This window comes from Buchnera aphidicola (Takecallis taiwana) (assembly GCF_039355125.1).
Lineage (GTDB): Bacteria > Pseudomonadota > Gammaproteobacteria > Enterobacterales > Enterobacteriaceae > Buchnera_L > Buchnera_L aphidicola_AG.
In genome coordinates, this window is the sequence record NZ_CP134979.1 from 318,199 (window position 1) to 345,075 (window position 26,877).

At 24.0% G+C, this 26,877-nt stretch carries 26 protein-coding genes and 1 tRNA gene; 19 read left to right on the forward strand and 8 right to left on the reverse strand.

The genetic code is table 11. From position 1 onward, the window contains the following. Positions 1–135: 135 nt before the first annotated feature. From prfB to RJT54_RS02145, 8 genes are all read left to right on the forward strand, one after another. Positions 136–1,194 carry a peptide chain release factor 2 gene (gene prfB / locus RJT54_RS01465; RefSeq protein ID WP_343128079.1) on the forward strand — a complete coding sequence of 353 codons (1,059 nt, stop codon included), beginning with the start codon at positions 136–138 and terminating at the stop codon, positions 1,192–1,194. Positions 1,195–1,203: 9 nt separating this feature from the next. Further along, positions 1,204–2,718, forward strand: a complete 1,515-nt coding sequence (gene lysS, locus RJT54_RS01470; RefSeq protein WP_343128080.1) for a lysine--tRNA ligase — start codon at positions 1,204–1,206, stop codon at positions 2,716–2,718. A gap of 15 nt (positions 2,719–2,733) precedes the next feature. After that, positions 2,734–3,987, forward strand: coding sequence for a diaminopimelate decarboxylase (lysA, locus tag RJT54_RS01475; RefSeq protein WP_343128081.1), 1,254 nt, complete (start codon positions 2,734–2,736; stop codon positions 3,985–3,987). Positions 3,988–4,098: 111 nt separating this feature from the next. Then, on the forward strand, positions 4,099–5,430 hold the full coding sequence (miaB, locus tag RJT54_RS01480; RefSeq protein ID WP_343128082.1) for a tRNA (N6-isopentenyl adenosine(37)-C2)-methylthiotransferase MiaB: 1,332 nt from the start codon (positions 4,099–4,101) through the stop codon (positions 5,428–5,430). Between the two features lie 3 nt (positions 5,431–5,433). Beyond that, complete coding sequence (ybeY, locus tag RJT54_RS01485) at positions 5,434–5,901, forward strand: rRNA maturation RNase YbeY (protein ID WP_343128083.1); 468 nt, start codon at positions 5,434–5,436, stop codon at positions 5,899–5,901. 176 nt (positions 5,902–6,077) lie between these two features. Continuing rightward, on the forward strand, positions 6,078–8,633 hold the full coding sequence (leuS, locus tag RJT54_RS01490; RefSeq protein ID WP_343128084.1) for a leucine--tRNA ligase: 2,556 nt from the start codon (positions 6,078–6,080) through the stop codon (positions 8,631–8,633). Between the two features lie 4 nt (positions 8,634–8,637). Continuing rightward, entirely contained in the window at positions 8,638–9,633 is a 996-nt protein-coding gene (locus RJT54_RS01495; protein ID WP_343128085.1) for a hypothetical protein, read from the forward strand. A gap of 85 nt (positions 9,634–9,718) precedes the next feature. Further along, positions 9,719–9,895: a sulfurtransferase TusA family protein gene (locus RJT54_RS02145; RefSeq protein ID WP_428994167.1), complete on the forward strand. Its 177-nt coding sequence runs from the start codon at positions 9,719–9,721 to the stop codon at positions 9,893–9,895. Between the two features lie 18 nt (positions 9,896–9,913). Here the strand turns inward: RJT54_RS02145 and asd are convergent, their stop codons facing one another. Then, complete coding sequence (gene asd / locus RJT54_RS01500; RefSeq protein WP_343128086.1) at positions 9,914–11,023, reverse strand: aspartate-semialdehyde dehydrogenase; 1,110 nt, start codon at positions 11,021–11,023, stop codon at positions 9,914–9,916. Positions 11,024–11,273: 250 nt separating this feature from the next. Between asd and RJT54_RS01505 the strand changes: the two genes are divergently transcribed. From RJT54_RS01505 to mscS, 4 genes are all read left to right on the forward strand, one after another. Further along, a complete protein-coding gene (locus RJT54_RS01505) occupies positions 11,274–11,864 on the forward strand; it encodes a YhgN family NAAT transporter (RefSeq protein WP_343128087.1) in 591 nt (196 codons plus the stop codon). A 229-nt stretch (positions 11,865–12,093) separates the two neighbouring features. Further along, on the forward strand, positions 12,094–13,236 hold the full coding sequence (locus RJT54_RS01510; RefSeq protein ID WP_343128088.1) for a phosphoglycerate kinase: 1,143 nt from the start codon (positions 12,094–12,096) through the stop codon (positions 13,234–13,236). A gap of 48 nt (positions 13,237–13,284) precedes the next feature. After that, complete coding sequence (gene fbaA / locus RJT54_RS01515) at positions 13,285–14,358, forward strand: class II fructose-bisphosphate aldolase (protein ID WP_343128089.1); 1,074 nt, start codon at positions 13,285–13,287, stop codon at positions 14,356–14,358. Positions 14,359–14,403: 45 nt separating this feature from the next. Beyond that, entirely contained in the window at positions 14,404–15,255 is an 852-nt protein-coding gene (mscS, locus tag RJT54_RS01520; protein WP_343128090.1) for a small-conductance mechanosensitive channel MscS, read from the forward strand. 149 nt (positions 15,256–15,404) lie between these two features. Here mscS and RJT54_RS01525 read toward each other — a convergent pair. Further along, a tRNA-Met gene (locus RJT54_RS01525) sits at positions 15,405–15,481 on the reverse strand. Between the two features lie 102 nt (positions 15,482–15,583). On the opposite strand from RJT54_RS01525, the gene ribH reads away from it, so the two are divergent. The 3 genes from ribH (at position 15,584) to nusB (ending at position 17,767) form a co-directional block, all read left to right on the forward strand. Beyond that, positions 15,584–16,093 (forward strand): 6,7-dimethyl-8-ribityllumazine synthase, encoded by a 510-nt coding sequence (ribH, locus tag RJT54_RS01530; RefSeq protein WP_343128091.1) that lies wholly within the window; start codon positions 15,584–15,586, stop codon positions 16,091–16,093. Positions 16,094–16,158: 65 nt separating this feature from the next. Beyond that, a complete protein-coding gene (ribD, locus tag RJT54_RS01535) occupies positions 16,159–17,289 on the forward strand; it encodes a bifunctional diaminohydroxyphosphoribosylaminopyrimidine deaminase/5-amino-6-(5-phosphoribosylamino)uracil reductase RibD (protein ID WP_343128092.1) in 1,131 nt (376 codons plus the stop codon). Positions 17,290–17,356: 67 nt separating this feature from the next. After that, a complete protein-coding gene (gene nusB / locus RJT54_RS01540) occupies positions 17,357–17,767 on the forward strand; it encodes a transcription antitermination factor NusB (RefSeq protein ID WP_343128093.1) in 411 nt (136 codons plus the stop codon). 10 nt (positions 17,768–17,777) lie between these two features. Here the strand turns inward: nusB and RJT54_RS01545 are convergent, their stop codons facing one another. Next, positions 17,778–19,148 carry an MFS transporter gene (locus RJT54_RS01545; RefSeq protein ID WP_343128094.1) on the reverse strand — a complete coding sequence of 457 codons (1,371 nt, stop codon included), beginning with the start codon at positions 19,146–19,148 and terminating at the stop codon, positions 17,778–17,780. Between the two features lie 111 nt (positions 19,149–19,259). On the opposite strand from RJT54_RS01545, the gene RJT54_RS01550 reads away from it, so the two are divergent. After that, complete coding sequence (locus RJT54_RS01550; RefSeq protein WP_343128095.1) at positions 19,260–19,538, forward strand: TusE/DsrC/DsvC family sulfur relay protein; 279 nt, start codon at positions 19,260–19,262, stop codon at positions 19,536–19,538. On the opposite strand, the gene cyoE is transcribed toward RJT54_RS01550, so the two are convergent. From cyoE to cyoA, 5 genes are read right to left on the reverse strand one after another with little or no spacing between them, the layout of a single operon-like run. Next, positions 19,533–20,387: a heme o synthase gene (cyoE, locus tag RJT54_RS01555; RefSeq protein ID WP_343128096.1), complete on the reverse strand. Its 855-nt coding sequence runs from the start codon at positions 20,385–20,387 to the stop codon at positions 19,533–19,535. The two genes, RJT54_RS01550 and cyoE, sit on opposite strands and share 6 nt — an antisense overlap. Continuing rightward, positions 20,387–20,731, reverse strand: coding sequence for a cytochrome o ubiquinol oxidase subunit IV (cyoD, locus tag RJT54_RS01560; RefSeq protein ID WP_343128097.1), 345 nt, complete (start codon positions 20,729–20,731; stop codon positions 20,387–20,389). Before cyoD ends, cyoE begins: the two co-directional genes overlap by 1 nt. Beyond that, on the reverse strand, positions 20,728–21,330 hold the full coding sequence (locus RJT54_RS01565) for a cytochrome c oxidase subunit 3 (RefSeq protein WP_343128098.1): 603 nt from the start codon (positions 21,328–21,330) through the stop codon (positions 20,728–20,730). Before RJT54_RS01565 ends, cyoD begins: the two co-directional genes overlap by 4 nt. Beyond that, a complete protein-coding gene (gene cyoB / locus RJT54_RS01570) occupies positions 21,331–23,301 on the reverse strand; it encodes a cytochrome o ubiquinol oxidase subunit I (RefSeq protein WP_343128099.1) in 1,971 nt (656 codons plus the stop codon). It abuts the gene before it with no gap. Between the two features lie 55 nt (positions 23,302–23,356). Continuing rightward, positions 23,357–24,196: a ubiquinol oxidase subunit II gene (cyoA, locus tag RJT54_RS01575; protein ID WP_343128100.1), complete on the reverse strand. Its 840-nt coding sequence runs from the start codon at positions 24,194–24,196 to the stop codon at positions 23,357–23,359. 167 nt (positions 24,197–24,363) lie between these two features. Here cyoA and RJT54_RS01580 point away from each other — a divergent pair, with 167 nt between their 5' ends. From RJT54_RS01580 to clpP, 3 genes are all read left to right on the forward strand, one after another. Next, positions 24,364–24,648 (forward strand): BolA family protein, encoded by a 285-nt coding sequence (locus RJT54_RS01580; RefSeq protein ID WP_343128101.1) that lies wholly within the window; start codon positions 24,364–24,366, stop codon positions 24,646–24,648. Between the two features lie 169 nt (positions 24,649–24,817). Next, positions 24,818–26,119, forward strand: coding sequence for a trigger factor (tig, locus tag RJT54_RS01585; protein ID WP_343128102.1), 1,302 nt, complete (start codon positions 24,818–24,820; stop codon positions 26,117–26,119). Positions 26,120–26,155: 36 nt separating this feature from the next. Next, the gene (gene clpP / locus RJT54_RS01590) at positions 26,156–26,788 is read left to right on the forward strand and encodes an ATP-dependent Clp endopeptidase proteolytic subunit ClpP (RefSeq protein WP_343128103.1); all 633 of its coding nucleotides are present in this window, start codon (positions 26,156–26,158) and stop codon (positions 26,786–26,788) included. Positions 26,789–26,877: the final 89 nt, after the last annotated feature.

Here is a 26,877-nt window from a genome sequence, read left to right on the forward strand (position 1 = left end):
TATTATATAATAAGTTATATCATATAAAATAATTGAAGATTTTAAATGAAAAACATAATTTATATTAAATTTTAATCATTGTTATATAATATTGAAAATTAAAAAAATTTCAATAACATAATCGGATTAAAAATTATGATGACAAATATACATCACGAAAAAATTCATCTCATAATTATACAAATAAAAAATTTAGAATATGAATTACAAAATAAAAATAACAAATTATTAAAAAAAATCAACAAAAATAATAAAATTGATTTGAATAATCAAATCCTACGTATTCAATCTTGCATTAAAAAAATACATAAAATTAAAAATTCTATTTTTGATACAAAAGAATTATTAAAATTATCTTATGATATTAATGATCATAGTATTTTACATGATATTATGTTTGAATTAAAAAAAATACAAAAAAAAATTATCGATATCCAAAATTATCATACTTTTCAAAAAAAATATGATGTTTGCAATTGCTACCTTGATATACAATCCGGTTCAGGAGGTATAGATGCACAGGATTGGTCTAAAATGTTATTACGTATGTATTTGAAGTGGTTACATAAAAAAAAATTCAAAACTGAAATCATCCAAAAATTATCTGGTGAAATTGCAGGAATTAAATCAGCTACTGTACGTGTAATTGGAAAATATGCATTTGGATGGTTAAGAACTGAAACAGGTATTCATCGATTAATAAGAAAAAGTCCTTTTAATTCAGGAAACAGACGCCACACTTCTTTTAGTTCAGCATTTATATATCCAGAAACAAATAATATGATTAAAATTAATATTCACCCATCTGATTTAAGGATTGACGTTTATCGAGCGTCAGGTGCTGGAGGACAACATGTAAACCGTACAGAATCAGCTGTAAGAATCACACACTTACCAACATCCACAGTTACTCAATGTCAAAATGAAAGATCACAACATAAAAATAAAGAACAAGCATTAAAACAAATGAAATGTAAATTATATAATTTAGAACTAAAAAAAAAAAATCATGAAAAAAAAATTATTGAAAATAATAAATCGTCTATTGGATGGGGCTATCAAATTCGATCATATATTTTAGATAATGCTCGTATTAAAGATAGCAGAACCGGTGTTGAAACTCGAGATACACAATCAGTGCTTGATGGAAACTTAGATATTTTTATTGAAAAAAGCTTAAAAATAGGATTATAGAAAAATATTATGTCAATTAAAAAAAAAAATAATAAATTAATTAATGAAAATCATGAATTTGAAATTCGAAAAAATAAATTTAAAAAAATTTGTACAGAAGGTTTTAATTTCCCGAATCATTTTCAACCAAATACTACAATTAAAAAAATTAATAAAAAATATATCACATATACACATGATGAACTATATAAGTTAAATATTACCGTAAAAATTACCGGACGTATTATAAAACAACGTGTTATGGGAAAGGCAGCATTTATAATAATACAAGAAATTATTGAAAATATTCAAATTTATGTTACAGAAAAAAAATTATCTCCTGATTTTTATCAGAATAAATTCAAAAAATTAGATATAGGCGATATTATTGCAATAACAGGAATTATTTTCAAAACAAAAACCGAACATTTATCTGTTTATTGTACAAATATGTTACTTTTATCTAAATCATTACGACCATTACCAGAAAAATTTCATGGTTTAACTAACCAAGAAACCCGTTATCGAAAAAGATATCTGGATCTTTTATCCAATAAAAATAGTATGGAAAATTTTATTCGAAGATCAAAAATTTTAAATATTATTCGTAATTTTATGCACATAAATAAATTTATTGAAGTTGAAACACCGATGTTACAAAATATTCCAGGAGGGGCTACTGCCAAACCATTTATTACACATCACAATAGTTTAAATATAGATATGTATTTAAGAGTTGCTCCGGAATTATATTTAAAACGATTGATAATTGGAGGATTTACAAAAATTTATGAAATTAATAAAAATTTTCGTAATGAAGGTATTTCATACAAACACAATCCTGAATTCACTATGATGGAACTTTATATCGCCTATTCACATTATAAGGATTTAATGCACTTTATCGTACAATTTTTACAACATATCATCTATCAACTTACCAATACATATAATATTATATATCAAAAACAAGTGTTATATGTAGATAAACCTTTTCAAATATTTACTATAGAAGAAGCAATTACGTATTATAATCCTTTGATTAGGCAAAAAAATCTAACAAACATCAAAAAAATAAAAGAAATTGCAAAATCACACAATATTATTCTAAAAGATAATTGGAGCCTAAATAAAATTTTAGTTAAAATATTTGAAAATACTACTGAAAACAAATTGATTCAACCAACATTTATTGTAAATTATCCCATTGAAATTTCACCGTTAGCAAGAAAAAATAACCAGAATGAAAAACTTGCAGAACGATTTGAATTTTTTATGGGAGGCATCGAAATTGGAAATGGTTTTTCGGAATTAAATGATCCAATAGAGCAAAAAAACCGTTTTTTAAAACAAAATAATAATATAAATTATAAAAATAAAGTACCAGAATTATATGATATGGAATATATTGAAGCGTTAGAATATGGTATGCCTCCTACAGCAGGTTTAGGAATTGGTATTGATAGACTAATTATGATTTTAAATAATCATACTAATATAAAAGATGTAATATTATTTCCTACACTACGTCCAATCACACAATAATTTTATGGTATTACTATGATACATTTGTTTCAAAAAACAAAAATATTAAATGAAAAAGACATATTGCCAATTTTAAAAAAACAAAATAGCCCAATCTGGTTTTATGATGCAAATATTATTAAACATCAAATTCAAAAATTAAAAAAATTTGATACTATCCGCTTTGCGCAAAAAGCATGTTCCAATATTCATATCTTAAAATTGATCAGAAAATGTAATGTAAAAATAGATGCCGTATCATTAGGTGAATTAAAACGTGCATTAATCGCAGGGTTTAAAGCAAAAAACGATGAAATCATTTTTACATCTGATATAATTGATGATGAAACATTAAAAAAAATTATTAATTTAAAAATTACAGTTAACGCTGGTTCGTTAAATATGCTTAAACAAATCGGAAAATATTCTCCAGGACACCGTATATGGTTACGAATTAATCCAAAATTTGGGCATGGACATAATAAAAAAACAAACACTGGAGGCGAAAATAGCAAACACGGAATGTGGGAACCAGAATTAGCAATACCAATAATAAAAAAATATAAATTAAATTTAATAGGATTACACATGCATATTGGATCAGGTGTAGACTATCAACATTTAAAAAAAGTGTGTGATGCAATGATACAACAAGCAATAAAACTCAATCAAAAAATTCAATTTATATCAGCAGGCGGTGGATTATCTATACCTTATACAATGACAGATATACCAGTTGATACTGAACATTATTTTAAATTATGGAATAATGCTCGAAATACACTATCACAATATTTTCATAATAAAATTCACTTAGAAATTGAACCAGGCCGTTTTTTAGTAGGCGAATCTGGAATTTTAATTGCTAAAGTATATGAAATAAAAAAAGTTGGAAAAAAAATATTTACTCTCATCGAAGCAGGATTTAATGATTTAATGAGACCGGTTTTATATGGAAGTTACCATCATATATCAATTATACCAGCAGATAATCGCATCATAAGCAATTGTCAATATAGAAAAACAATAATTGGTGGACCTCTATGTGAGTCTGGTGATATATTTACTCAAAATTCACAAGGAGAATTAATAGAACGTTTATTACCAAAAATAAAAATTGGTGATTATATTGTCTTTCATAATACAGGCGCATATGGAGCATCTATGTCTTCCAATTATAATAGCAAACCATTAATACCAGAAATATTATTTGAAGATGGTATCCCAAGAATAATTCGTAGAAAACAAACAATAAATGAATTATTAAAATTAGAATTAGATATGAATTAAATAAAATGCACTTTAATTTATTAATATTATAATATGTAATATTTTATATTATTCAAGATTATACTATAATTAAACTAATATTATCATTTTTTAAAAACAACGTACAATACAATGAATACACATAATAAAAAATTCTATATTAAGACTTGGGGTTGTCAAATCAATGAATATGATTCATTAATAATAGCTAACACATTAAAAAAAAATACCTATTATATTCAAACAAATAATTTTTTTGAAGCAGAAATTTTAATTTTAAATACTTGTTCTATTCGAGAAAAGGCACAAGAAAAACTTTTTCATCAATTAGGTAGATGGAAACATTTAAAAAATAAAAATAATAATATTATTATAGCAGTAGGTGGTTGTGTAGCAAATCAAGAAGGATCAAAAATTATCAAACGAGCAAAATTTGTTGATATTATTTTTGGTACTCAGACATTACATCGCTTACCGGAAATGATTGAAAAAAAAATTAAAAAAAAAAAAAAGGTATTTGATATTAGTTTTCCTAAAATGGAAAAATTTCAAAATATGATACAACCTGAATATAATAATTATGCAACTTCTATACCGATTATGGAAGGATGTAATAAATATTGTTCATTTTGTATTGTCCCATATACTCGTGGTAGAGAAATTAGTCGCCCATTGAATGATATTATCAAACATATTACTATATTATCTAAAAAAGGTATTAAAGAAATACAATTATTAGGACAAAATGTCAATTCTTATAAAACAATTGATATTAACAACAAAAAATATACATTTTCAAAATTATTAAGAGAAATTGCTAAAATTCCTGCAATTGAAAGAATTAGATTTATTACAAGCCATCCAATGGATTTTAATGATGATCTTATTCATGTTTATCAAGATATACCAAAAATAGTAAGTTTTTTACACTTACCCATACAAAGCGGTTCAAATAAAATTTTAAAACTCATGAAACGTCCATATTCTGTTGAACAATATAAAACAATTATAGAAAAACTGAAAACAGTACGTCCAAACATACAAATTAGTTCTGATTTCATTGTAGGATTCCCAGGAGAGACAGATTCTGATTTTGAAGATACTATGAACATCGTGTCATACATTAATTTTGATATGAGTTTTAGTTTTATATACTCTGCTAGACCTGGTACACCAGCATCAAAATTAAAAGATAATATTAGTATAATTCAGAAAAAACAAAGATTACAAATATTACAAAAACAAATTAAAATACAAACATTAAACTGGAATAAAAAAATGATTCATAGTACACAAAATATTTTAGTAAATAACCATTGGAAAGAAAAAACACACTATTTTTCTGGAACTACAGAAAATAATAGAACAGTAATATTTTATAATATACACAATGTACTCGGTAAAATTGTCAAAGTAAAAATCGTGAATAAAAAAAACAATATTTTTGAAGGTATATGTATATAATTTATGAAAAAAAATCATATACAAAAAATAAAATTAAATTTACAGATCAATAATAATATAAAATATTTTATTCCAAAAAAAAAAAAAATTTTTCAATGGATTCAATCTGTACTACAACAAAAATCTGAAATTACTATCCGTATTGTAAATATTATAGAAATAAAAAAAATAAATTTTTTATACCGCAAAAAAAATAAACCAACAAATATATTATCTTTTCAATATACTAATATATATATAAAAAATTTTTTATTAATTGGAGATTTAATAATTTGTCCAAAAATTTTACAATACGAAGCACATGTACAAAATAAATTTATAGAAGCGCATTGGGCACATATTATTATTCACGGAATATTACATTTAATGGGTTATAAGCATAATAATACAAAAGAAAAAATGATTATGGAACATATAGAAATTAATATTATGAAAAAATTAGGATACAAAAATCCATACATTTTTGAATAATTTACAATATAATCTATCATAATAAATACTATAATAATACAATAATATATATAGGATATGATTCAGATCTATAAAAATACTACAAGATATACCATACAATATAAATACTTAAAAAAAATTTACTAAATAATGCATTTTATAATTTCACGCAAGCCATCAAAAAAATATTATTAAATATGAAAAAACTATATGAACCGCATATTATTGAACCTATTGCACAAAAATATTGGGAAAAAAATAAAACTTTTAAAGTAATTGAAAATAAAAATAAAAAAAAATATTATTGTCTAGCTATGTTACCTTACCCGTCTGGTAAATTACACATGGGACACGTACGTAATTATACTATTAGTGATGTAATTGCTAGATATCAACGTATGGCGGGAAAAAATGTATTACATCCAATTGGATGGGATGCATTTGGGTTACCAGCAGAAGAAGCAGCCATCATAAACAATACTATTCCATCTAAATGGACACATGATAATATTAAAGATATGAAATATCAACTAAAAAAGTTAGGATTTAGCTATGATTGGGATAGAGAAATTACTACTTGCAATGCACAATATTATCACTGGGAACAGTGGTTTTTTAAAAAATTATACAAATTAAATTTAATATATAAAAAAACTGCATTAGTAAATTGGTGTAAAAATGATAAAACAGTATTAGCAAATGAGCAAGTTATTGATGGAAAATGTTGGCGCTGTCAAACTGAAATTATTACAAAAATGATACCTCAATGGTTTATTAAAATTACTAACTATGCAGAAAAGTTATTAAAAGATTTAACATTACTAAAAAAATGGCCTAAAAAAGTGTTATCTATGCAAAGAAACTGGATTGGCCAACAAAAAGGATTTGAAATTATTCTTAATATACATAAATCAACAAAAAAAATTAAAGTTTATACTACTAGATTAGATTTATTATTTGGAATAACATACATTGCAATATCACCATTACATAATTTAGCAACAAAAGAATTAAATAAAACAGAAATAGAGATATTTATTAAAAATAATTATACAAGAAACCATAATTCTAATACAGAAATAAAGTATATTGGCAAAAAAACATCAAACTATGCCATTCATCCAATTACACAAGATAAAATTCCAATATGGATTACAAACTATATTACTTTAGAATACAATATTAATTGTATTTTATCATGCCCGGCTCATAATAAACATGATTGGAATTTTGCAAAAAAATATAATATTACAATAAAATCTGTGTTATTAAATACAAATGATATAACTAAAAAAAATATAAAAGTTCCTACAGAACAAGGTATACTATGTAATTCATGTGAATTTAATGGATTACATAGTGTATTAGCTACAAAAAAAATTTTCGCTTTATTACAAAAAATGAATATTATTAAAAAAAAGAATATATATCGTTTACAAGATTGGAGCATATCACGACAACGATACTGGGGAACACCTATTCCTGTCGCGTATTATAATAACAATACTATACTGATCCCGGATGATAAATTACCAATACAACCGCCTGAAATTAATACAATATCTGAATTAAAAAATATTAATAAAATTTATAAAAATTGGTCAAAAATTACTATTAATAACTTGCCGATGAGAAAAGAAACCGATACATTCGATACCTTTTTAGAATCTGCATGGTACCATATTAGATATACTGATCCTAAATATGACGGCATGGTTAATACAAAAGCAGCTAATTATTGGCTACCAGTTGATCAATATATCGGAGGTATTGAACATGCTACTATGCATTTAATATATTTTCGTTTTTTTCATAAATTACTGTATGAATTAAAATTAATCTCTTGTCCAGAACCAGCAAAAAAATTATTATGTCAAGGTATGGTATTATCTGATGCTTTTTACTATATTAGTAATACAGGTAAAAAAATATGGATAACACCTAAAAATATCAAAATAATTAGAAATAAATATGGTAAAATCGAAAAAATTCTTTCAAATTATAAAACAGATATTATACATGCTGGTATGATAAAAATGTCAAAATCTAAAAATAATGGAGTTGACCCTGAACACATGATCCAAAAATATGGAGCAGATACTATTAGATTGTTTATTATATTTGCAGCACCAGTTCAATCAGATATTGAATGGAATGAATCCGGAGTACAAGGAATGTATCGATTCCTACAAAAAATTTGGACCATGGTGTATAATTATTTATATAATATTAAAAATAATAAAAAAAATAAAAAACAATATACTATAGAAGAAATTACATCTAATTTGAATATAACAATTTACAAAGTATCAAAAAATATTAAAAAACGTCAATCATATAATACAGCAATTTCTGAAATCATGAAGTTATCAAAAATAATATATAATAGCCATATAAAAGATGATACTAACAACATAACTTTAAAAAAAATCTTAACAACAATTATAAAAATGTTATATCCATTTGTTCCACATTTTAGTTTCATATTATGGAAAAAATTCTCTATTAATACGAATATAGATGATATATTATGGCCGAAATATAATAAAAAATTAATCAAAAATACTAATATTAATTTAGTTTTTCAAATTAATGGCAAAAAAAAAGACATTTTAACCATTCCTAAAGATAGTCAACAAAAAAAAATATTAGAAATAATATATAAAAACCAAAAAACATTACATATTACACACAAAAAAAAAATAAAAAAAATTATATATATACCTAATAAAATTATTAATTTAGTAATATAATATTATGTATGCCTATATTGAATATAATATAATTAAAAAAATAAAACTTACAAATATTAATTGTTATTTTATTTTAGAAGAAGATTTCTTTATTGCACAAGAAGTACAAACATGCATATTGAAATATTATCAAAAAAAAAATTTTTTGCATATTATAAAAATAATAATTCAATCACATGATACATGGAACAAAGTATATCATGAATATCAGCAACGAGATTTTTTTTTTCAAAAAAAAATATTATTAATAATATTTAATAAAAATAATATTCATCATAATTTACAATATATATTACATCAAATCCAAAAATATAATAATAAAAACATAATATTAATTATACGGTGTAATAATACTCATCATGTAAATAATATAATTACATTAAAAAAAATCATTCAATCAAATCAAATTATTATCTATTGCCCATATCTAACTATACACTGTACTAAACAGTGGATTAAAAAGAAAATTCATGTTATGAACTTTTGTTTAAAGTCCAAAATTATTGATTTATTATCATATCACTATGAAAGAAATTTATTAATGTTATTTAAAATATTAGAAATTTTACAAATAATTAATACTAATACAAACATAACAACAAAGTATATTCAAGAAATTATAGTAGATCAGGTATCATTCAGTATAAAACATTGGATTTATGCATTATTTTCAAAAAATCACATACAAGCAGTCAGAATGTTAACATTCTTCCAAAAAGTAAAATATAATATATCACAATTAATACGAGCATTACAAAATAATTTGATACATTTAATCCACCTTAAAGAATATAATATTTATACAAAATATTTAAATAATAATAAAAAAAATATTATATTTTATGATAAGACACTAAACTTACAAATAATATTTCATAATATGAATTATAATAAAATATATAATATCATTAATATTTTAACAACATTAGAAATAAACAATAAAAACTGTAAACATGAATTATTATGGGAATATATAAAAAAAATAATTTTTATATTTTAATCACAAATCATACATAATATAAAAAATATTTATGTCACTAAAAATATTCAATCTAACACATTTTACATGCCCAGATACAATCATTATGTTAAAAAAAAATATAAGACATATCAATGAAAAACATATAATATTAATCTTATCAAATGATATTTCTACAAAATGGGATATCCCATTATTCTGTAAATTTATGAAATATCAATTAATAAGTAAAAAAATTATTTATCTACCATATGAATTTATTATACAAAAAATATATAAATAAATTTCTATTATGAAAATTTTATATGCTTAATAAAATCATTAATGTTCTACGTAATGGTTCTGCAGCACCCCATAATAATTGATCACCAACACTAAAAATAGATAACAAATTTTGACCTATTTTTAATTTCCTAATCCTACCAACAGCAATATTTAATGTTCCAGTTACAGCGAACGGTGTTAATAAATTTAATGTTGAATGCATATTATTAGGGATAATTTTAATCCAATTATTTTGCTCTTTTAAAATATCATAAATATTAGAATATGATAAATCTTTTTTTAATTTTATAGTAAATGCTTGACTATGACAACGAAAAGTACCAACTCGAGCACAAGTACCATCTATTGGAATCATATAATTAGAATTTAAGATTTTATTCGCTTCAACTTGAACTTTCCATTCTTCTCGAGTTTGATTATCTTGTACAGCACAATCAATCCAAGGCAAAACATTACCTGCTAACGGCGCCAAAAATTCTTGCTTAGGAAAATTAATATCTTGTGTAGATTTTGACATAATTTTTTCAATCTCTAAAATTGAACACTGCTTTTTCTCAAGATTATCTGAAACAGATTGATATAAATAACCCATTTGCCGAATAAGTTCAATAATGTGTTTAGAACCTGCCCCAGAAGCAGCCTGATATGTCGAAAATAATACCCATTCAATTAAATTATTAAAAAATAATCCACCTAATGCCATTAACATTAAACTCACAGTACAGTTACCACCAACAAAAGTTTTTACTCCAACATTAATAGCATCATACATTTCCTGTAAATTAATTGGATCTAATACAATAATTGCATCTTCATGTAATCTTAATGAAGAAGCCGCATCAATCCAATATCCATTCCAACCTAAACCACGTAATTTTTGATAAGTAGAATCAGTATATTTTCCGCCTTGACATGATACAATAATATCCATAGTTAACAAACAATCAAAATTATATGCATCCTGTAATATATTACTACCTTGAATATTTGGACCAGGTTTTCCTGATTCTGATGTTGAAAAAAATACAGCATGAATATTATCAAAGTTATTTTCTTCAATCATACGCTGTATTAATACAGAACCTACCATACCTCTCCATCCAATGAAACCAACAGTATTTTTCATAAATATTACACTCAAAATAATTTAATTGATATAATCATATAAATAATATAATAATATATTTAATTTTAATTTGAAGATATTTGTTGAAAACTGTACAATATGTTTATAATTGTTCAATATATATTTTTATTTAAAACTGAAAAATTAATTATTAATTTCAAAGTAAATAATAAAATTATTTACAAATATATTCCAAAATATTAATTTATATAAACATTAATATAAAAATAACCATTATACAGGTAAAAAAATGAATGCAATGATTTCCACAACTATATTGTTAATATTAATTATGGATCCTTTAGGTAATTTACCTATTGTTATGTCTATTCTAAAAAACTTAACTCCTAAAAGACGTATCTTTGTACTATTACGAGAAATGGTTATTGCGCTAGGTATTATGATCTTCTTTTTACTGGCTGGAGAAAAAACATTAGCAATACTTGATTTAAAAGCAGAAACTGTATCTATTTCAGGTGGTATTATATTATTTCTTATTGCAATAAAAATGATTTTTCCAGATGAACAACAAACTAAAAAAAAAAATGATTTAACAGAACCGTTTTTAGTGCCATTAGCGATACCACTAGTAGCTGGACCATCGTTATTAGCAACACTTATGCTATTATCACATCAATATTCTAATCAAATATTAACATTATCAATATCATTACTTATTGCATGGAGTACTACTGTTATTATTCTTGTATTATCAGATGTATTTCTAAAATTTCTAGGTGAAAAAGGTGTAAACGCGTTAGAAAGATTAATGGGATTAATACTAATTATGTTATCTACACAAATGTTCTTAGATGGTATTACAACATGGTGTAAGTTATAATATAAAATATTGTCTTCAAATAGTGTTCATTAAACAGATATTTTCAGAAATATCTACGAACATATAATAAACAATTATTACTTATTTGTAAGTGACTTTACATAATACATGATAATATTAAAAATATTCACTAAACAAAGAAATATAATCAATTTTATTATATAAAATATTTATCACAATATATTATCAAATAATAGCTATCAAAAAAACTATGAAAACTATAATCCACATGAAAGATATTGATTTATATAATAAAAGAGTCCTAATTCGTGTAGATTTCAATGTACCGATACATAATAAAATAATACTATCAGATAGTCGCATTCAAGCAAGTATTCCAACTATCCAGTATGCTTTAAATAAAAACGCCAAAGTAATACTAATGTCACATTTAGGTCGTCCAAAAGAAGGACAATACGATGCAACACTCTGCATGAAACCTATTGTAGAATATTTAAAAAAAATATTTTATAAAAATAAAATTCATTATAGTGATCATATCAAACCAGTTACGATACAATCAGGTGAATTACTAATATTAGAAAACGTCCGATTTAATATAGGTGAAAAAAATAACGATGATAAGTTATCTAAACAATATGCAAATTTATGTGATATATTTGTTATGGATGCTTTTGGAAGTGCACATAGAAAAGAGGCGTCTACATATGGAGTAGGTATGTTTTCTAAAATAGCATGTGCTGGATTATTATTAAGCGCTGAAATAAAAGCTTTAACACATGCCTTAAAAAATCCTAAACGACCGATGATATCTATTGTAGGAGGGGCAAAAATATCTACAAAATTTAAATTATTAAACACACTTTCAAAAATCTCTGATACCGTGATTGTCGGAGGCGGAATTGCAAATACATTTTTAGCTATTGATTATAATATCGGACGATCATTATATGAACCAAAATTTATCCCATTAGCAAAAAAAATACGAGACCAAAACAACATATTGATACCAATTGACTCAAGAGTAGGAACAGAATTTTCAAAAAATAGCCCTGCTTTTGTAAAACAGCCATCACAAATCCATAATCATGAAGAAATAATGGATATAGGAGATGCAAGTATTGAAAATATGAGCCAAATTATCAAACAAGCAAAGACCATTCTTTGGAATGGACCAATGGGAGTATTTGAATTTCCAAATTTTTCAGTAGGAACTAGAGCACTTGCAAAAAATATTGCATGTAGTCAATCCTTTTGTATTGCAGGCGGCGGCGAAACAATTAACGTTATTCATATGTTTAATATAAAAAATAAGATATCTTACATTTCAACAGGAGGTGGGGCATTTTTGGAATTTGTCGAAGGTAAAAAATTACCTGCAATACAAATGTTAGAATATATGAATAAATAAATTATTTCACCATGCATATAAATATATTATTATATTAGGAACAAATAAATGAACAAAATATATAATATTACATCCGGAGTAATTTTTGGACAAGATATACATAACATATTTAGATTTGCAAAAGAAAAAAAATTTGCTATACCAGCTATTAATTGTACAAACTTAGATACTATCAATACAGTACTAGAAACTGCATCCGTCGTCAAAGCACCGGTCATTATTCAACTTTCTTACGGTGGTTCTATTTTTATTGCGGGGCAAATGATTGGCGTTTCTAATATTCAAAAAGCAACATTAGGAGCAATTTCTGCAGCAAAACATGTACATCGTGTTGCAAAATACTATAATGTTCCCGTAATCTTACATACTGATCATTGTCATATAGATATTTTACCATGGGTTGAAAACTTAATTAACATTAGCACAAAACACGTTCAAAAAAAAGGATATCCTCTGTTTTCTTCACATATGCTTGATTTATCAAAAGAACCAATTAAAAAAAATATAGAAATCTGTAGCCATTTTTTAAATAATATAAAAAATAATAATATGTTTCTAGAAATAGAACTTGGTTGTACCGGGGGAGAAGAAGATGGTATAAATAATCAAAATATAAAACCTGAATTATTATATACAAAACCTGAAGATGTAAATTATGCATATGAAAAACTCATAAATATTAGTTCTAATTTCACTATTGCCGCATCTTTTGGAAATGTACATGGAGTATATAAACCAGGTAATGTACAATTAAAACCAGAAATTTTATATGATACACAACAATATATTTATAAAAAACATAATTTACAAAAAAACCCAATTTATTTCGTTTTTCATGGAGGATCTGGATCATCTGTTATTAATATTAACAAATCAATTGATTATGGTGTAGTTAAAATGAATATTGATACTGATATACAATGGGCAGCCTGGCAAGGTATTTTAAAATATTACAAAAAATATAAAGTATATTTACAAACACAATTAGGTAATCCGAACAATCGATATGAACCTAATAAAAAATATTATGATCCAAGAACATGGACAAAAAAATCACAAAAACAAATATCTCAAAAATTAATACAAATTTTTCATACACTACATGCATATGATTTATGGTAAAACATACTTTATAAAAATACAAATATTAGTCTTTAGGAGTGAAAAATGCACGAATGTAATATAATTAATAATATTAATTATGTCAGCAACTGGATAACATTGCATCAGAAAACATTGTTCAAATATATTGTACACATTATATCAGCTGTCATTATTATGTTAACCGGTATTTTTACTTCTAAAGTTATTTCTACAGCATTGAATAAAATATTCTATAATAGAAAAATTGATACCACAATATCTGACTTTCTCACTATTATTGTACGATATAGTATTGTTACCATTAGTACAATCATTGCATTAAGTAGATTGGGTGTTCAAACAACATCAGTGATTGCGATTTTAGGTGCTGCGGGTATGGCAATTGGATTGGCATTACAAGGTTCACTATCTAATTTTGCAGCAGGAGTGTTATTAATTATCTTTAGTCCATTACGTGTTGGAGAATATGTTGTTTGTAAAAATATTTCTGGAACTGTACTCAATATACATGTTTTCTATACAACATTAAAAACATTAGATGGAAAAATAATCGTTGTTCCAAATGGCAAGATTACATCCAATAATATCATCAATTACTCCCGAGAACCATGCCGTAGAAACGAATTTATCATTAATGTTACAAATAATGCAAATGTTGATGTAGTAATTAAGATATTAAAAGATGTTATGTATAATGAACCACGAGTATTGAAAAATAAAGATATCATTGTTGGGTTAAACAAACTAGAACCATATTCTATGAATTTTATTGCACGCTGTTGGAGTAATACAAATATTTTAAATGCAGTATATTGGGATTTAATGATTCAATTCAAAAAAGCTTTGGATGAAAATAAAATTCTTCTACCCTGTAAAAAATTAGAAATTAATATTAATAAAAAAAAGAATTTTTAAAGATTATCTATAGCTATATAATTATTATAATATGTAACATATTTAAAAGACAATACACATAAAATAATAAGTATACTATTAAATTAAAAAATATTTGTATTCATGCATTATTAAAAAAATATATACTTAAATTAATAAATTTAAAACACTGGTTGCGGAGGCTGGATTTGAACCAGCGACCTTCGGGTTATGAGCCCGACGAGCTACCATGCTGCTCCACCCCGCTATTATTTATATCTTATACTATCATCAAATAAAAATCAATATTTAAAAATAAAAAATATTATATATTATAATTTTGATAATCATATATAACATTAATAATACAATGAATATAAATATACAACCCATACAAACAAACAGTGTAAAAAGTATTGATGCTGGTGTAACAACTAAAAAATCAAAAATAGCAATTTTAATACCCCGATTTAATAATTTTATTAATCAAAATTTATTACAAGGTGCAATTGATACCTTACATAGAATTGGGAAAATACAAAAAAAAAATATTACTGTTATAAAAGTACCCGGATCATATGAAATTCCTATTATTGCAAATATCGTTTCTAGTTCATTAAAATATAATGGTATTATTGCTTTAGGTACAATTATAAAAGGCGAAACAGTACATTTTGATAAACTAGCAACTGATATTACCGCTCAAATATCGAATATTAGCATCAAGAATAATATACCAATCGCATTGGGTATTTTAATGACTGAAAATATTGAGCAAGCTATACATCGATCAGGTACAAAATTAGGTAATAAAGGTATTGAAGCAGCATTAACAATATTAGAAATGATTAATATTATTAAAATACTGCAAGAGTTATAAAATCAATTGTATAAATTATATAATATATTATGATCAATAATAATATTTTTATAAACTATAATACTATGAATTCTTCATTAAAAAACAAAATACAATTTTCTGAAGATGTATATTACATGAAAAAAACAATTCAATTAGCAAAACGTGGAAAATATACTACTGCTCCTAATCCTAATGTAGGTTGTATTATTATTCAAAAAAAAAAAATTGTGGGTATAGGATGGCATCAAAAAGCAGGTGAAAACCATGCAGAAGTTAATGCTATTAATATGGCTGGTCCATTATCAAAAAATGGAACAGCATATATTTCACTAGAACCGTGTAATCATTTTGGAAAAACTCCTCCATGTTGTCATTTAATTATTAAATCCGGTATTACAAGAGTAGTGATAGCTATGTTAGATCCCAATCCAAAAATGTCTGGTAAAAGTGTCATGTACTTAAAAAAAAATGGTATAAAAGTCACAGTTGGAATTCTATGTAAAGAATCTAAAAATATAAATTTAGGATTCTTAAAACGCATGGAAACAGGGTTACCATGGATACAATTAAAAATGGCCATTTCTATGGATGGTAAAATTGCTATGCCAAATGGAAATAGCAAATGGATTACTAGTAAAGCTGCAAGAAAAGATACACATCAATTACGAGCGTTAAGTGCAGCAATTTTAAGTACTAGTAGTACGATTTTAAAAGATAATCCAAAATTGACCGCAAGATGTAATATTAATAAAATATTCCAAAAAAAATATGTACAACCAAAAAGAATTATTCTAGATAGTAAAAACCGTATACAACCTACTCACCAAATTATTCAAGAAAATAGTAGTGAAGTATGGTTAATAAGATTATATCATGACCAAAAATACTGGCCAAATCATGTTAAACAAATAATATTACCAAAATATAAAAATTATATTAATTTAAAAAAATTATTACAATTTATTGGTAAACAACAAATAAATACAGTATGGATAGAATGCGGTACAAGCTTATGTAGTAATATGATTAAGTTAAATTTAATAGATGAATTAATTTTATACATCGCTCCAAAAATGCTAGGAAACTTAGCAAAACCATTATATTTTGATACAAAAAATATTCACTTAAATCAAGTAAATAAATTTATTTTTACCAGTATAAAACATATTGGACCGGATATACGGATAAAATTAAAACCAAAATTTACATGTTAACAATACTACAATTGATTATCAATATATATATTATATTAAATATAATCTTACAATATGGATATACAATATGAACCCAACACTCAGAAGACGCGCAAGAAAATATGCAGTACAAGCACTTTACACTTGGGAAATATCACGTAATGATATTATGGATGTTAAACAACAATACTTGAAACACATTAATACTAAAAAAGTGGATATACAATATTTTTCTGAAATAATTACAGCAGTAATTAACAATTATAAAAATATAGATACTAAAATTACATCATGTTTAAGTAGAAAATTACAAGAAATTGGACAAATAGAAAAAGCAATATTAAGGCTATCTTTCTATGAATTATATAATCGAACAGATATTCCATACAAAGTATCAATTAATGAAAGTATTGAATTAGCGAAATTATTTGGATCAGAAAATAGTCATAAATTTGTTAATGGTGTACTTCAAAATGCAGCTAATCAAATTAATCGCTAATAATACTTATTTATATTTTATACTTTAAGAAATCTATAATATCATTTATATCTGTTTTTTCGCTATCAAACTTAATAAATACAATATTATCTGAACGTACATATTCAATTGATATAATACCACAATCAGTTTTTAAAAATGGCGTTATATCTAATTTATAAATACATTTTTTTTTTAAAAATACTGATGTACTATATGTATATTTTGGTTTAGTAATAAAAATAAAAATTATTAACCATAATATTGAAACTAAAACACCTAATATAAATAACATCATCATACCAAAATATTGATATATTAATCCACCGATTATACCGCCTAAAGCTATACCAAGAAATTGACTCGTTGAATATATACTCATGATAATATTTTTATATTTTATAGGTAATATTCTACTTAACAATGATGGCAAAAAAGTTTCTGATATAATAAAAGCGATAAAGAACAGACACATACTAATAAAAAATATAAAAAAATTCAATGGAAAAATTAATAATAAAAAACATGATATCAGCAGCATTAAAATAACAGAAATCATTAAAACACGTATATATTTTTTTTTTTCAGCAATTATTATTAATGGAATAGTGATGAATAATGAAAAAATAATCATAATAAAGTAAATTTCAAAATGTGTTTTTAAAACATAACCTAATAATTCCATATTTTTTGGAAAAATTATAAAATTTATAGTTAATAAAAAATGTAAACAAAATATACTAATAATATAACCAAAAATATCATATTTTTGTATAAAACTATTCGTTTGATAAAAAATAATTTTATTTTTTTTATGAGAAAAAATTTTATCACAATATGGAAATATATATCGTACAGCAACATATATACAGATAACAGATAATAATATAATTATTTTAAATAAACCATATAAACCAATACCTCCAATTATTATTGGGCCAAGAATAATTGCAGATAAAAAAGATATACCAAAACTAATCCCAATACATGAAATTGACTTAATATAATTATGTTCTCGAATTACATTAGCAAGTAATGCTATAAAAATAGATGAAACTGTACCTATACCTTGTAAACTTCTACCAAGGATAATTCCAAATATTGAATGACTGTACCATAAAATAATACTACCAATACAAAATACAAACAAACCAATTAAAATAGTATATTTATAACCAATTCTATTTGATAAGTACCCAAACGGTATCTGAAAAATAGCTTGCATTAACCCATAAATACCAATCGCAACACCAATTAAAAATTTACTTGCATGAGGAAATAATATACCCGTTGTATGCATTGCTGGTGTTACCATAAACATACCAAACATTCTTAAAATAAAAATAATACATACACCGATTGTAATACGTATTTCATGTATATTTAATTTATCATTATTCATATTAACATCATTTAATACATTATTTTTTTTAAACTACATACTATATCATTTTTCTATTTAAATAAAATAAATAATTTAATATAATAATATTAAAACTAAAAATAGAAAAATATGATAAACATAATATGGAATACAAAAATTGCGCAGAAAATTGCACAAAAAGAATCAATTATATTAACAGATGCCCATTGGGAAATTATTTATTTTATTCGATTATGTTATAAGAAATTTCATGTTATTCCACCAAACCGAATGTTATTAAAATTAATGACAAAAAAATTTGATATAAAAAAATGTAATAATAAATATTTATTATCGTTATTTCCGAAAGGTATTAATAAGCAAGCAAATATAATTGCTGGATTACCAAGATCAAATATATGTTTATAAACAAATAAAGTTTATTATTAACACGCCATGAAAAACTAAGATAATAATAATAGACCAATAAAATAATAATCTTGAAAAATTCACACGATCATATAACACATAATACATATATGATATTAACAACCAAATCATACTCAAGAATAACAAAAATATAAAAAATATTAAACAAATGTAATTACAGATATAAAATAATGTAACTAATATTATAAATGCAATAATATATAACATAATATTTTTTACAGTACATAATTTACCTTTTTGATTCACAATGGTAGGTATTTTTGCAATATTATAGTCTTGACTGTATAATATTAAAATCGCATAAGAATGTGGAATTTGCCAAACAATACATATGATAAATAATAATATTGCTTTTAAATCTATTGCATTAATCACTGCACAATATCCAATTAATGGTGGTATAGCACCAGAAATACTACCAATCAAAATATCATAAATGGAAATACGCTTCATATATAAACTATATACCACAACATAAAAAAAAAAACCTATCACAGCTAATAAACATGACAATAAATTAACTTGAATTAAAAAAATTAATATACTAAAAAAAAATAATAATAATCCTATAATTTTCGCATATATAATATACTTTTTTGATGTTATTAAAATACGTGTTTTTGTTCGAAACATTTTTTTATCAATATCAATATCAATAACATTATTAAATATACAAGAAGAAGCAATCATACACGCTGTTCCTGATAAAACAAAAAATAATAACATAACATTTATCGTGTGAGATGCAGCAAAAAAAAAACCACCTAATACCGCAATAAGATTCACAATAATAATTCTAGGTTTCATTAATTGAATAAAAGTATTCATTATAAATTATTATATTGATGATATATAAAATGCTGTTTTAAATTATACATAATCCATATTGATCCTAAGATAATAATACTAATAATTACCATTGTAAATATTAAAAATATAATATTCCAATAATTTTCTGAATTAAAAGTTAAATGTAAAAAATATTTCAAATGTACGAAAAACTGTATAAATGCACAACAAATAACTATTAATAATGTAATATTTGGATTAAAAAAACGTTTCAATACTAAAAAAAAAGGTATTATAGTGAGTATTAACGAGTATATAAATCCTAAAAAATAAACTTTTATTTCTTGTTTAAATCTATTTTTATATGTAACAACATTATTCATAATATATTTCCCATTAAATATATAATAGTAAAAATACAAATCCAAATAATATCTAAAAAATGCCAAAATAAACTAAAACATACAATACGAATATAAAATATATTATTAAAATATAATTTATGTATATGAAATGACAAACCTAACATCCAACATAATCCAAAAATAACATGTATACCATGTAAACTAATTAAACTAAAAAAAGCAGATAAAAATCCATTTCTCTGAGGTAAATACCCTACTTGAATTAAATTTAAAAATTCATACACTTCTAAAGTTACAAAACAAACACCGCATAAAAATGTTACAAATAAAGATACATATACTAAAATCAGTTTTTTATACTTCACACTAAGAACTAATATACCACAAGAAATTGAACTTAATAATAATAATAATGTTTCTAAAAAAACAATACTTAAATTAAAAATATTTTTATATGATACAACATTAATAGACATCACACAATATACTGCAAACATGGTTGCAAATAATATACCATCACTCATTAAATATAGCCAAAATCCAAATGTACTATTATTTAAATTATATAAATCATGCGTAATATCATGTGTATTATCTTGAATAATATCTTTATTCATCTATTTCCCTTTTTTTAATAAAATATTATCTCGATTTTCTATGTTTTGAATTTCTAAAGCTGTAATATTATAATCATTATCATAAAAAGTATATATTAAAAATACTATCAACCCAACTATAAACGACAATAAACACATCCACCAAATGTGCCAAACCATAGCAAAACCAATAAAAAACGCAAGCATACCTAATATAAATCCTAAAGCAGTATTAATAGGCATATGAATACTTTTATACGCAGTATTTATTTTTAATAAATTATTTTGTTTTTTATACCAAAAATCATCTATACTACATACATTCGGAATATGAGCAAAATTATAAATTGGCGGAGGAGATGAAGTGCTCCATTCTAATGTTCGTCCATTCCATGGATCACCGCTAAAATCACGATATAATTTTCTATATTTAATAGAACTATATAATTGTATAACTTGACATAATATACCAATTAGAATTAATCCAACACCACCAATTGATATTGATAACATAAAATGAAATGTATGATCAATATCTTGACTAAGTCTACGAGTCATACCCATCAGTCCTAAATAATATAAAGGCATAAACGCAATAAAAAATCCAGTCAACCAAAAACAAAACGACCATTTACCCCATGTTTCATTTAATTTAAAACCAAACAATTTCGGAAACCAATATGTAATACCTGCAAAACAACCAAAAACAACACCACCAATAATTACAGTATGAAAATGTGCTACTAAAAATACACTATTATGTAAAATAAAATCAATGGCCGGAATAGATAAAATAACACCTGCCATTCCACCAAGAGTAAAAGTTATTAAAAACCCAATCGTCCACAGCATAGCAGAATGCATATGAATTCTACCTTGATACATAGTAAATAACCAGTTAAAAATTTTAACTCCAGTTGGAATTGCAATAATCATCGTAGTAATTCCAAAAAACGCATTAACATTAGCACCGGAACCCATAGTAAAAAAATGATGTAACCATACTACAAAAGATAATACTGTAATTGATATTGTTGCCCAAACTAGTGATACATAACCAAATAACACTTTTTGAGAAAAAGTAGCAACAACCTCAGAAAATACGCCAAAAGCAGGTAATATAAGAATATACACCTCAGGATGACCCCAAATCCAAATTAAATTCACATACATCATAGCGTTTCCGCCACAAGTATTAGAAAAAAAATGAAATCCACAGTAACGATCTAAACTCAATAATATTAATGTCATAGTCAAAACAGGGAAAGCGGCAATAATTAAAATATTTGAACATAATGCCGTCCAAACAAATACTGGCATTTTAAAAAGATTCATACCAGGTGCACGCATTTTCAGAATTGTTACAATAAAATTAATTCCACTTAATGTCGTTCCAATACCAGAAATTTGCAAACTCCAAATCCAATAATCAACACCTACTCCTGGACTATACTGTATTTCCGAAAGAGGTGGATATGCCAACCAACCGGTTTGAGCAAATTCTCCAAGTATTAAAGATGCATTTACAAGCAATGCTCCACTCACAGTTAACCAAAAACTGAAATTATTTAAAAATGGAAATGCTACATCACGAGCCCCGATTTGTAATGGTACAACTAAATTCATTAGTCCAATAATTAAAGGCATAGCTACAAAAAAAATCATAATTACGCCATGCACCGTAAAAATTTGATCATAATGATGAGGCGGCAAAAAACCGACACGACCCATGGAGGCATAAAATTGTTGTAAACGCATCATAAGCGCATCAATTAAACCTCTAAATAACATAACAATCGCTAAAATAAAGTACATAACTGATATTCGTTTATGATCAACAGAAGTAATCCATTCACGCCATAAGTATTTCCACTTTTTACAATATGTAATTGTAAATAATACTATTAAAGTTATAAAAAAAATTATTATACACGTTACCATAATAATAGGTTCATTATACGGAATACTATGTATTGTTAATTTACCGAACATGATATTTCCTTTAATAAAATAATAAATATTATGTAAAAAAATTATTTAATAAAAATTACGATAATACTCTACGAATAATTATATTAAACAAATTAGGATATACACAAGAAAAATACTTAATTGGATGTAATAAAGTAGGCCGTGATATTATCCGAAATTTATTAATAGTATTTAACTTATAAGAAATATGTTGTACTCGCTTTACCCACTTATTAAACATATAATGATTTGGTACAACGATAGTATTAAATTTCATTTTTGAAAAACCAGGACCATTATAATTTGATGAAAAACCATGATACCTGCCTGGAAATTTTGCCATTAAATTTAACATACCATACATTCTAGGCATAGCATAAATTTGACTACCTAATTTTGGTATAAAAAAAGCGCTCATTACTGAATTCGAAGTAATATTGAAATGAATTGGAGTATTATTAGGGATTACAAGCTCATTCATGGTAGCAATATTTTCTTTAGGATATATAAATAACCAATTCCAATCTAAAGCTACCACATTAATCGTAATTGGTCGATTAACTGCAATAATTCTTTTTTTTGGATCTAATCCATGTGATGTACTCCAAGCTAAAAAACCAAGAAAAAAAACGATCATAACAGGTACAAACCATACCATTAATTCTACTTTAGTAGAATGCGACCAAGTTGGAGTATAAATACTCATTTTACAATGACGATACTTATATACAAAAAATAACGTCATAAAAATTACCGGTATTACTAAAGTTAACATCGCAACACAAACTATACACATTAATTTATATTGTTGAATTGATGTAACACCTGCCGGATGTACAATAGTACGATGAAAACCAAGGAATAAAAACATTCCCAATATGAACATAAGCTTTTTTGCAATATTTCTTTTATTCATGTAATTTATTCCGGTATTAACAATATTATATTATTAAAAAAATAATAATTTTATCTATTATACTTATAATATATTTAAAAAAAATATTTAAAATTACCAATATATAAAATATATATTATTTCATACAATAAAATTTACTGCATATAAATAATACAGGTACGAAGTTTATGCTACAAAAAATAAAAAAATATTTTAATGCAAAAATTGTTAAAATATATGATAATACTAGACAACATAAAAATCAAAATCAAAAAAAACACTTAACAATAGTTATTATTAGTGATGTATTTATTAAACAAAATATTTTGAATAGACATCAGGATGTATATAATTTATTATCTAAAGAAATGCATACTACAATTCATGCACTTTCTATACATACATATACTATAAATGAATGGAAAAAATACTATATAAAAAATATTAAAAATACTAATTGTCACCAATTTTAACATACATATTAAAGTTGATAACACAATAAAGATCAATATATTACCAATTAATATATATTATCCATACATTTAAATATATATAGTTAATTTTATTACATTAATCAAGATACGAATATTAATTATTAATTAATATATATTATAAATATCATACTATAAATCAGGACATATAATGAAATTTGTTTTAACGACTATAAAAGATTTTGAAAAAAAATTAGATGTAACTGTACCATTTGAACAAATTATAAACATACAAAAAAAAGAAATAATCAATATACGTAAAAAAACAAACATTAATGGTTTTAGAAAAAACCATATACCTATAGAAATTATCAAAAAACAATATAAGGAACAAATTAAGAAAAATACAATTCAAAAAATTATTTATAAAAATCTTCACAAAATTATAAAAATCAAAAAAATACAAATTATTAATGAACCCAAAATTACTATTCATCAATATAAAAAACACTCTAATTTTACTTATACCATGTATTTTCAATGTTTACCAGAAATAAATTTACATCAATTTAAAAATAAAAATATTAAAAAAACATCAATCGTTATTACACATTCAGATCTCATATATTACATTAATGAAATGTGCAAGCAACATATTAATTGGGAAAAAAATACAAAAAACATTAAAAAAAATGATAAAGTTACTATATATTACCGTATTAAAAATGATACATCAATATCTACAGAGCAAAAATTTACATTTTTAGTCAATAAAAAACAAATTATACCTCAAATAGAAAAACAGATATTACAAAAAAAAATAACTGATACCATTTTAGTCAAAATAAATATTCCACAACAACATCCAGATCAAAATTATAAAGGTAAAACAGTAATAATACAAATTGATATTGATAATGTAATAAGATCAAAAAAAAAATACTCATATGATCAATTTGTCAAATATTTACAAACAACACTGCAAGCAAAAGATTATGAAGATGTAATGAATATCATAAAATGTCAATTAAAAAAAGATATTATAAATTTAGAATATAAATATTTAAAAAGTCAAGTCATTCAACATATTAAACAAAGTGATATAATTCAAATACCAAATACACTAATTAATACAGAAATACAAAACGAAAATAACAAAATACACGAAATATACTTTAAAGAAACAGGGAATATTTTACAAAAAAAATACTATAAAAAAATTAAAAATAAAATATCCAATAAAATTAAAATTGATTTAATTTTAAAATCCATTATATACCAAAATAACATTCATGTAACATCACAAGAAATTAAACAATATTTAAAGCATGAAAACAAAAATAATTATACATTCATGAAAATTTTGAAATCACAACAAACAAACATACAAGTTAAAAATTATATACATAATATTTTACTAGAAAAAAAAATTATCCAATATTTATTACAATTCTTCAATATTACATATGACACCACTAATTTAAAAACAATACTCCAAAAAATAAATATATAATATTCTACAATAATTCTTTAAAATAAGGTCTGAAATATGTACAAATATAGTAACAATAATAATATAAATAACAATTTAATACCTGTAGTAGTAGAAAAAAATAATACAGGTGAACGATCTTATGATATCTATTCCAGACTTTTAAAAGAAAGGATCATATTTATTACTGGTAAAATTGAAGATTATATGGCAAATATAATCATTGCACAAATACTATTTTTAGAATCCGAAAATCCTAAAAAAGATATTTTTTTATATATCAATTCACCTGGAGGTATAGTTACAGCTGGTATGTCTATTTATGATACTATGCAATTTGTACAACCGGATATTAATACAATTTGTATTGGACAAGCATGTTCAATGGCAGCAATATTATTATGTTCTGGGACAAGAGGGAAAAGATTTTGTTTAAAAAACTCAAAAATTATGATTCACCAACCAATCGGTGGTTATCAAGGACAAGCATCAGATATCATGATACATACACAAGAAATTATAAAAACAAAAATGATGATGAATCAAATTCTTTCAGAACATACTGGTCAAAATATCAAAAAAATTGAACAAGATACTGAACGAGATCATTTTTTTAACGCGCAAGAATCAATAAAATACGGATTAATTGATACAATACTACAATCTAGAAAAAATAAAATATCTATATAACAAAATAAATACACACATTCAATAATTTATATTATGAAGATGATATAATAATAATTAGAAAAATGATATCAAAATACATCATGATTTAA

Coding starts and splice junctions, on each gene's coding strand:
- RJT54_RS01510 (WP_343128088.1), top strand. CDS start 12,094: ATGAAAGATATTGATTTATATAATAAAAGAGTCCTAATTCGTGTAGAT.
- cyoA (WP_343128100.1), bottom strand. CDS start 24,196: ATGAATAAAAGAAATATTGCAAAAAAGCTTATGTTCATATTGGGAATG.
- RJT54_RS01505 (WP_343128087.1), top strand. CDS start 11,274: ATGAATGCAATGATTTCCACAACTATATTGTTAATATTAATTATGGAT.
- mscS (WP_343128090.1), top strand. CDS start 14,404: ATGCACGAATGTAATATAATTAATAATATTAATTATGTCAGCAACTGG.
- nusB (WP_343128093.1), top strand. CDS start 17,357: ATGAACCCAACACTCAGAAGACGCGCAAGAAAATATGCAGTACAAGCA.
- RJT54_RS01565 (WP_343128098.1), bottom strand. CDS start 21,330: ATGAATAAAGATATTATTCAAGATAATACACATGATATTACGCATGAT.
- clpP (WP_343128103.1), top strand. CDS start 26,156: ATGTACAAATATAGTAACAATAATAATATAAATAACAATTTAATACCT.
- RJT54_RS01545 (WP_343128094.1), bottom strand. CDS start 19,148: ATGAATAATGATAAATTAAATATACATGAAATACGTATTACAATCGGT.
- leuS (WP_343128084.1), top strand. CDS start 6,078: ATGAAAAAACTATATGAACCGCATATTATTGAACCTATTGCACAAAAA.
- cyoE (WP_343128096.1), bottom strand. CDS start 20,387: ATGAATACTTTTATTCAATTAATGAAACCTAGAATTATTATTGTGAAT.
- lysS (WP_343128080.1), top strand. CDS start 1,204: ATGTCAATTAAAAAAAAAAATAATAAATTAATTAATGAAAATCATGAA.
- RJT54_RS01580 (WP_343128101.1), top strand. CDS start 24,364: ATGCTACAAAAAATAAAAAAATATTTTAATGCAAAAATTGTTAAAATA.
- miaB (WP_343128082.1), top strand. CDS start 4,099: ATGAATACACATAATAAAAAATTCTATATTAAGACTTGGGGTTGTCAA.
- RJT54_RS01495 (WP_343128085.1), top strand. CDS start 8,638: ATGTATGCCTATATTGAATATAATATAATTAAAAAAATAAAACTTACA.
- ybeY (WP_343128083.1), top strand. CDS start 5,434: ATGAAAAAAAATCATATACAAAAAATAAAATTAAATTTACAGATCAAT.
- RJT54_RS02145 (WP_428994167.1), top strand. CDS start 9,719: ATGTTAAAAAAAAATATAAGACATATCAATGAAAAACATATAATATTA.
- fbaA (WP_343128089.1), top strand. CDS start 13,285: ATGAACAAAATATATAATATTACATCCGGAGTAATTTTTGGACAAGAT.
- ribH (WP_343128091.1), top strand. CDS start 15,584: ATGAATATAAATATACAACCCATACAAACAAACAGTGTAAAAAGTATT.
- ribD (WP_343128092.1), top strand. CDS start 16,159: ATGAATTCTTCATTAAAAAACAAAATACAATTTTCTGAAGATGTATAT.
- RJT54_RS01550 (WP_343128095.1), top strand. CDS start 19,260: ATGATAAACATAATATGGAATACAAAAATTGCGCAGAAAATTGCACAA.
- prfB (WP_343128079.1), top strand. CDS start 136: ATGATGACAAATATACATCACGAAAAAATTCATCTCATAATTATACAA.
- cyoD (WP_343128097.1), bottom strand. CDS start 20,731: ATGAATAATGTTGTTACATATAAAAATAGATTTAAACAAGAAATAAAA.
- asd (WP_343128086.1), bottom strand. CDS start 11,023: ATGAAAAATACTGTTGGTTTCATTGGATGGAGAGGTATGGTAGGTTCT.
- tig (WP_343128102.1), top strand. CDS start 24,818: ATGAAATTTGTTTTAACGACTATAAAAGATTTTGAAAAAAAATTAGAT.
- lysA (WP_343128081.1), top strand. CDS start 2,734: ATGATACATTTGTTTCAAAAAACAAAAATATTAAATGAAAAAGACATA.
- cyoB (WP_343128099.1), bottom strand. CDS start 23,301: ATGTTCGGTAAATTAACAATACATAGTATTCCGTATAATGAACCTATT.